Origin of the sequence: Desulfolutivibrio sp. (genome assembly GCF_036584575.1) — a bacterium.
Taxonomy (GTDB): Bacteria; Desulfobacterota; Desulfovibrionia; order Desulfovibrionales; family Desulfovibrionaceae; genus Desulfolutivibrio.
Genome location: NZ_JAZHDB010000031.1, coordinates 1 through 7,174, shown reverse-complemented (window position 1 = coordinate 7,174; position 7,174 = coordinate 1). Strand labels below are relative to the sequence as shown.

The 7,174-nt window shown below is 66.1% G+C and carries 7 protein-coding genes; 2 read left to right on the top strand and 5 right to left on the bottom strand.

Going from position 1 to position 7,174, the window contains the following annotated elements; all coding sequences use genetic code 11:
• Positions 1 to 54: 54 nt before the first annotated feature.
• The 5 genes from aspS to V3572_RS02300 form a co-directional block, all read right to left on the bottom strand.
• The gene (aspS, locus tag V3572_RS02320) at positions 55 to 1,860 is read right to left on the bottom strand and encodes an aspartate--tRNA ligase (protein ID WP_332109356.1); all 1,806 of its coding nucleotides are present in this window, start codon (positions 1,858 to 1,860) and stop codon (positions 55 to 57) included.
• Positions 1,861 to 1,933: 73 nt separating this feature from the next.
• The gene (hisS, locus tag V3572_RS02315) at positions 1,934 to 3,208 is read right to left on the bottom strand and encodes a histidine--tRNA ligase (RefSeq protein ID WP_332109355.1); all 1,275 of its coding nucleotides are present in this window, start codon (positions 3,206 to 3,208) and stop codon (positions 1,934 to 1,936) included.
• 122 nt (positions 3,209 to 3,330) lie between these two features.
• Positions 3,331 to 4,065 carry a class I SAM-dependent methyltransferase gene (locus tag V3572_RS02310; RefSeq protein WP_332109354.1) on the bottom strand — a complete coding sequence of 245 codons (735 nt, stop codon included), beginning with the start codon at positions 4,063 to 4,065 and terminating at the stop codon, positions 3,331 to 3,333.
• 170 nt (positions 4,066 to 4,235) lie between these two features.
• Positions 4,236 to 5,105 carry a radical SAM protein gene (locus tag V3572_RS02305; RefSeq protein ID WP_332109353.1) on the bottom strand — a complete coding sequence of 290 codons (870 nt, stop codon included), beginning with the start codon at positions 5,103 to 5,105 and terminating at the stop codon, positions 4,236 to 4,238.
• 76 nt (positions 5,106 to 5,181) lie between these two features.
• Entirely contained in the window at positions 5,182 to 5,640 is a 459-nt protein-coding gene (locus V3572_RS02300; protein WP_332109352.1) for a hypothetical protein, read from the bottom strand.
• A 222-nt stretch (positions 5,641 to 5,862) separates the two neighbouring features.
• Between V3572_RS02300 and V3572_RS02295 the strand changes: the two genes are divergently transcribed.
• Positions 5,863 to 6,636, top strand: coding sequence for a sensor histidine kinase (locus V3572_RS02295; protein ID WP_332109351.1), 774 nt, complete (start codon positions 5,863 to 5,865; stop codon positions 6,634 to 6,636).
• Positions 6,637 to 7,174 (top strand): response regulator (locus V3572_RS02290; RefSeq protein WP_332109350.1); only part of this gene is annotated, 538 nt, incomplete at its 3' end.

Here is a 7,174-nt window from a genome sequence, read left to right as displayed (position 1 = left end):
ACAAGACCGCCAACGAGATCTTCGACACCATGGAGAAGTTCGCGGCCTACGGCTTTATTCTTCCTTCTTGCGGGTCTTGATGCCCAATTCACGCAACTGGTTGGGGGCCACGGTATTGGGGGCGTCGGTCAACAGACAGGCCGCCTTCTGGGTCTTGGGGAAGGCGATGACGTCCCGAATGGATTTGGCCCCGCATAGAAGCATGATAATGCGGTCCAGGCCGAAGGCAATGCCGCCGTGGGGCGGCGTGCCATGTTCCAGGGCGCGCAGGAAGAAGCCGAACTTTTCGGAGGTCTCGGCCTCGTCAAGACCCAGGGCGGCGAACATGCGGCGCTGGGCCTCGGGGGTGTGGATGCGGATGGAGCCGCCGCCGATCTCGTAGCCGTTTAAGACCAGGTCGTAGGCCCGGGCCAGGGCCTTTTCCGGGGAGTGGGCCAGGAGGTCCAGGTGCCCGGGCGCGGCCGAGGTGAAGGGATGGTGTCGGGCCGCGAAGCGTTTGGCCTCGGGATCGTATTCGAAGAGCGGGAAATCGGTGATCCACACCGGGGCGTAGGTCTCCTCGGGGATGAGATGGAAACGTTCGCCGAGTTTTAAGCGCAGGTAGCCCAGGGCGGTGTTGACCATGTCCGCCGGGCCGGCCTGGAAGAACACGATGTCGCCGACCTCAAGGGAGAGTTCCTTGGCCAGGCCCTCGCGCTCGGCCTCGGAGAGGAACTTGGCGAAGGGCGACTGCCACTCCTCGGGCTTGATTTTGATCCAGGCCAGCCCTTGGGCCCCGTAGATTTTGACGTATTCCGTCAGGTCGTCGATCTCCTTGCGGGAGAGCTCTCCGCCGCCGGGCACGCGCAGGCCCTTGACCAATTCGGCCTTGGCGAAGACCCGGAAGCCCGAGTCACGCACCACATGGGTCACGTCTTTCAGTTTCAGGTCGAAGCGGATGTCCGGCTTGTCCAGGCCGTAGTCGGCGATGGCCGTGGCGTAGGTCATGCGCGGGAAGGGCGAGGGCAGTTCGACGCCTGCGGCGTCGCGGAAGATGCCCATGACCATGCCCTCGGCCATCTCCATGACCTGGGGCTCGTCCACAAAGGACATTTCAATGTCGATCTGGGTGAATTCCGGCTGGCGGTCGGCGCGCAGATCCTCGTCCCGGAAGCAGCGCACGATCTGGTAGTAGCGGTCCATGCCGGACATCATGAGCATCTGTTTGAAAAGCTGGGGCGACTGGGGCAGGGCGTAGAACGAGCCCTGGTTGACCCGGCTGGGGACCAGGAAGTCGCGCGCGCCTTCGGGGGTGCTTTTGGTCAGGATGGGGGTTTCGACCTCCAAAAATCCCAGACCGTCCAGGTACCGGCGCACGCTCATGGAGGCCTTGTGCCGGGCCAGGAAGTTGGCCGCCAGCTTGGGGCGGCGCAGGTCCAGGTAGCGGTATTTCAGGCGCAGGGATTCGGCGGCGTCGGTACGGTCCTCAATGGGGAAGGCCGGGGTGGCGGCGGTGTTCAAAAGCTTGAAGTCGGAAACCACCACCTCGATCTCGCCCGTGGCCATGCTCGGGTTGACCATGCCCTCGGGCCGGGCGCGCACCAGGCCTGTGATGGCCAGCACGTATTCCACGCGCAGATCATGGGCCTTGTCGTGGGCGGCCGGGGCGTCGTCCGGGGAAAACACCACCTGGGTGAGCCCCTTGCGGTCGCGCAGGTCGATAAAGATCAGCCCGCCGTGGTCGCGGCGGTATTGGGCCCAGCCCATGAGCGTCACGGTCTGGCCGATGGCGGCCTTGGTCAACTGGCCGCAGGAATGGGTGCGCCGCCAGTCGCCCAGGTCGTCAAGCAGGGCGGTTTCACGGGGGAGGGCGTCGCTCATGGTGTGCATGCTCCGTATGGTCTGTCGCGGGGTCGCGGGTTTGGTTGTGGTTTGGTTGCGGTTCGTTGGGTGTTTAGCCTGGCAGCCCTTGCGGTCGGCCGATCCGGGCGGCGAAGAAGTCGGCCAGGGCGTCCATGGGCACGGCGGACTGGGCGCCGTCGGCCAGATCCTTGACCTGGACCACGCCCTGGACCAGTTCGGTCTCGCCCAGGATCAGGCACAGCCGCGCGCCCAGGCGTCCGGCGCGGCGCAGGCCGCTTTTGGCGCTGCCGGGACGGTACGGCGTCTCGCCCCGATATCCCAGGCGGCGCAGGGACTGGGCCATGAGCAGGGCGGGCTCAAGGGCGGCGGGGTCGAGGATGGCCACGTCGAAGTCGGGTTTTGCGTCCGGCAGGCCGGAAACCAGAAGCGCCAGCCGCTCCATGCCGCAGGCGAAGCCGATGCCCGGGGTGTCCGGGCCGCCCAGATCGGCCACCAGCCCGTCGTAGCGGCCCCCCCCGGCGATGGAGGACTGGGCCCCGATGTCGTCGGAGACGATCTCGAAGGTGGTGCGTACGTAGTAGTCCAGGCCGCGCACCAGGCGGGGGGCCAGTTCATAGGCCATCCCGGCCGCGTCCAAAAGGCCCTTGACCGCGTCGAAGTGATCCAGGCAGTCGGGGCACAGGTAGTCCGTGATTTTGGGAGCGTCCAGGGTCAGTTCCCGGCAGCCGGTCACCTTGCAGTCGAGGACGCGCAGGGGATTGATGAGCTTGCGGCGCAGGCAGTCCTCGCACAGCTTTTCCTTGTGCATGCCGCGCAAAAAATCCCGCAGGGCGTCGAGGTAGATGGGGCGGCACTGGCGGCAGCCCAGGGAATTGAGCTGGGTGACGGTGTTCGTGATGCCCAGATCGGTGAGAAAGTGGTCGAGCATGATGAGCATTTCCGCGTCCAGGGCCGGTTCCGGGGAGCCCAGGGCCTCCACGTCCACCTGGTGGAACTGGCGCATGCGTCCCTTTTGGGGCCGCTCGTAGCGGAACATGGGGCCGTGGGCGAAGAGCTTGGCCACGCCCTCTGAGGCAAAGCACTTCTGCTCCACGTAGGCCCGCAAAAGCCCGGCCGTGGCCTCGGGCCGAAGCGTCAGGGAACGGCCCTTGCGATCCGGGAAGGTGTACATCTCCTTTTGCACTACGTCGGTCTGTGCGCCGATGGACCGGGCGAAAAGCTCGGTGCGCTCCAAAAGCGGGATGCGGGCCTCGCGGTAGCCGTAAAGGGCGAAGACCCGGGCGGCGGTGCGTTCGATGTGGGAGAAGACGTCGCTTTCCGGTGCGAACAGGTCTGCGAAACCTTTGATTTTTTGAATTTTGTCCATGGGTTCCGATCGCTTGGGAGGGTATGGCGCGTACGCCGTCAAAAAAGAAGAAAAATGTTAGTCGCAACCGGGTCGATTGTCAAAAGGCAGTGTCGGGATGGGGCCGGGACGCGGCGGCAGGATCAGCCGATGCCTGGCTTGGCCTTGAGCGCATGCAGGGGCGTGGTGACGGGGTCGCCCAGAAGATCTACCCGGGCGGCGCAAAAGGCCCCCAGGGGCAGGGGCAGAATCGGCGCATTGAGGTGCCGCCAGGGCGGGGTGTTGCGCCAGGTGGCCATGGGGCCGGGGAGCACGCTGCGGCAGACATACGGCCGCCGCCCCAGATGTTCCATGGCCAGGCGCCGCATCTCCCAGGGCAGAAACCATCTGGCCTGCCCCAGGATCGAGCCGCCCCGGCCGCCGGGCAGCCCCCGGGTGAGCAGCCAGTGCAGGGACAGGCGGTTCAAAAAGCCGATGATCAGCCCCTTGCGGGCCACCCGGGCGGCCTCGCGCAGGGCCAGTCCCGGGTCCGGGCAAAACTCCAGCACCGTCAAAATGACCGCGAAGTCGAACTCGTTGTCGTCGAAAGGCAGATGCTCCGCGTCGCCCAGATGCAGATCGGCCAGGGCGCCCATGCGGGCCCGGGCGGCCTCCAGCATGGCCGGGGACTTGTCCAGCCCGGCCACGTCGAATCCGGCCTGGTGCAGGACGTCCAGAAAGATGCCCGTGCCGCAGCCGATCTCCAAAAGACGCTGCCCACGGCGCGGCCAGCCCGAGGCCATGTGCTCGAGCAGGCGCACCTCCCGGCGCAGGGCGAAGGCCCCCCGGGGGGTGGTGAACCAGGCGTCGTAGCGCCGTGCCGCATCCGTGTCCCACATGGACGAACCCTATCCTGGTGTCGGGGAAAAAGGGAAGCCCCCTGGCCGCCTGGCCCCGGGGGGGGACGGCGTTCAAAGATGTGACGCGAGGCATGGCGAAGCCGCCAAAAGTTTTCGGAGGTGGAGGGGGAACCCTTTTTCAAAAGGGTTCCCCCTCCCGGGACGTCGCCCTACAGGGCGCGGACGTGGTCCGGCCGAAGCGGCACGTCCCCGGCCAGGGCGCGGCCGATGAGCGCCAGGGCCGTGTCCTTGTCCCGGGGCAGCCGGAGTTTGAGCGGCAGGAAATTGGAGGCGTGGTTGGCCAGAAAAAGTCCCCGGCTCAAATGGGTATGGGCCAAAAGCGCGGCCAGCTCGCCGAGCATGCCCTGGGCGTCCGGAAGCACGAAGCGTCCGGCCTTCCAGTCGGCGTGAAGGGGGGTGCCGGGGATCAACATGAGCGTCAGGGCCGCCGCCTGGTCCGGGTCCATCTCGGACAGGGCCGCGCCCGTACGCTCGGCGTGGATGCCGGAGCGTTTCATCCCGGCCAGCCCCAGAAGCACCGTGACCGACAGGCGTAGCCCGGCCTGGCGGACCTTTTGCCCGGCGGCCACGATGTCGGCGGCGGCGTCGGCCTTGCCCATGGCCGACAGCGTGTCCTGGTCTCCGGATTCCAGCCCCATATACAGGGTATGCAGGCCCAGGCCGCGAAGCCCCGCCAGTTCGTCCACGGATTTGGCGCGCAGGCTCCTGGCGTTGGCGTAGGCCGAGACCCGATTCACGAAGGGCAGCTTCTCCCGGATGCGGCCAAGAAGCCGCGTCAGGCGGTTGACGGACAGGACCATGGCGTCGCCGTCGCACAAAAAGACCCGGCGTTGGCGGCGGCAGGAGGTCGCGGCGAAGTCCAGGGCGGCCTCCACGTCGGCCTCGGGAACCACCCGGAAAGGTTTGCCCTTGTAGGCCCCGCAGAAGGCGCACTTGTTATGGGAGCAGCCCAGGGTGACCTGGAGGAGAATGCTGTCGGCCTCGCTGGGGGGCCGGATGACGGAGCCGATAAGGTGCATGGGATGCGTCTTTTGGGCGGGAGCGGCCGCCGCGTGTCCGGGATGCAGGACGCGGCGGCCCTCGCCACTACAGGCGTTACTGTCCGGAGTTGCCCGTGCCGCAGCCCGAGCGCACGCTTTGGCAATAGGCCTCGCACTGCCCCAAGGCGGTGGCGCTTGCGGACGACTGGGGGTCGCGGCGGCAGTTGGCCAGGCAGTTCTGGTACTGGGCGTTGCAATATTCCGGGGTTTCGATGTTGCTTTGCATGTCGCGGCCGGTGAGGGCCTCGGGCCGCACCTGGACCACGGGAATCTGGTCTTCCATTCCCCTGGCCCCGTCGCCCAGGCGCAAGATGGCGGAGCAGGTCAGGTTGCACGGGGCGCAGGACAGGTTGCACAGGACGCTGGGGTCGTGACGGGCGCCGGGGGTGACCAGGATGGCGCATACGGGGGCGCCGTCGGGCTTGACGCAATAGTATTTGCTTTGGGCCAGGGCCTGCGGGGCGGCGGCCGCCACGAGAAAAGCCAGGGCGAGGGACGCGATGATGGTTTTCATGGAAACCTCCTTGCGGCATGAGCCGACGTGGTGAAAGGAATCGTCCAGCCGTCCGGAACCTATCCCAAAGGTTCGGGGTTGTCATTCCCGGGCCGTCCCCAGGGGTCGGGCCAAGGCACACAGTTTGCAGTTAGACGGTACGGAAGATATCGAAAGAACGTTAATCGCTCGAAAAACGGGTCTGTCGTGGACCCTGTGATCAAAGCCGTGGAGCCGTCCGCCTTGTTCAAGAAGTTTTGGAGCCTTGAGGGGTTGTGCTGGCGGCGGGTGCTGGAGAGGCGGGTGGCTGAGCGTATGGACGAACTCAAGGCGGCCAACGCCAGGCTCGTGGCCGAGATCGAGGAGCGCCAGAAGGCCGAGGCCAGGTTGCGCGAGGCCTTGGCGGAAAAGGAGAGCCTGCTGGCGGAAATCCACCATCGTGTCAAAAACAACCTCCAGATCGTCTCCAGCCTGACGGACATGGCCGGACGCCGCATGCGCGACCCCGAGGCCCGGGCCGTCTGCCTGGATCTCCAGGCCAAGATCCACGGCATGGGGCTCATTCATACCGAGTTGTACCGCAGCGGCAACATCGGCCGCATCGATATCGCGGCCTACGGTCGCCAGCTGTTTCATCAACTGGCCCATATGTACGAGGCCGACGGCATCGAGCCTGCGTTCGACCTCGAGGAGGTGCCCCTGCCTCTGGACAAGGCCGTCCCCTGCGGCATGTTGCTCAACGAACTTTTGAGCAACGTCTTCAAGCACGCCTATCTCCCGGGCGAGCAGGGCCGGGTGGACATCCGCATCGGATGGCGGGCCGAGGGCCGGGCGGTCATCTCCATCCGCGATTATGGCCGGGGGTTGCCCGACGGCATGAACGCGGCCAGGACCAAGACCTTCGGGCTGCGACTGATCCGGGATACGGTTAAAAGACAGTTGTGCGGAAGTCTGCAAATCGATAGTGATGGAGGCACGGCGGTGACCGTGGAATTCGGGGTCGCGGGGGGTGTGTGAGTGGAAGCGAACGCGACGGCGAGGGGCAGCATTTTGGTGGTGGACGACGAGCCGGTCATCACCGCCCAGCTTGAAGACATGCTGGGGGCCATGGGATACCGGGTGCTGGAGTCGGCCGGGGCCGGGGAAGAGGCCGTGGACTTCGCCTCGCGCGGGCATCCCGACCTGGTGCTCATGGACATCGTCATGCCCGGACGCCTGGACGGCATCGCGGCCTGCGAGCACATCCAGCGCAACCTGAGCATCCCGGTGGTGCTTCTGACCGCCTTTGGCGACGACGACCACATCGCCCGGGCCCGGGCCGCCCATCCGTATGGATACATCCTCAAACCCTTCCAGAATTGCCAGATCAAGGCGGCCATTGAAATCGCCCTGGAACGCAAGCGCCTGGAACTCGGCGTCGAAAGCGCCATGGTCGCGTTCCAGGCCAAGGCCGAGGACTCCGAGCTGCGCCTGCGCGAGGCCAACCACCGCATCAAAAATCACCTGAGCGTGGTGGCCGGACTTTTGGGACTGCAATCGGAAGTGGCCTCGGACG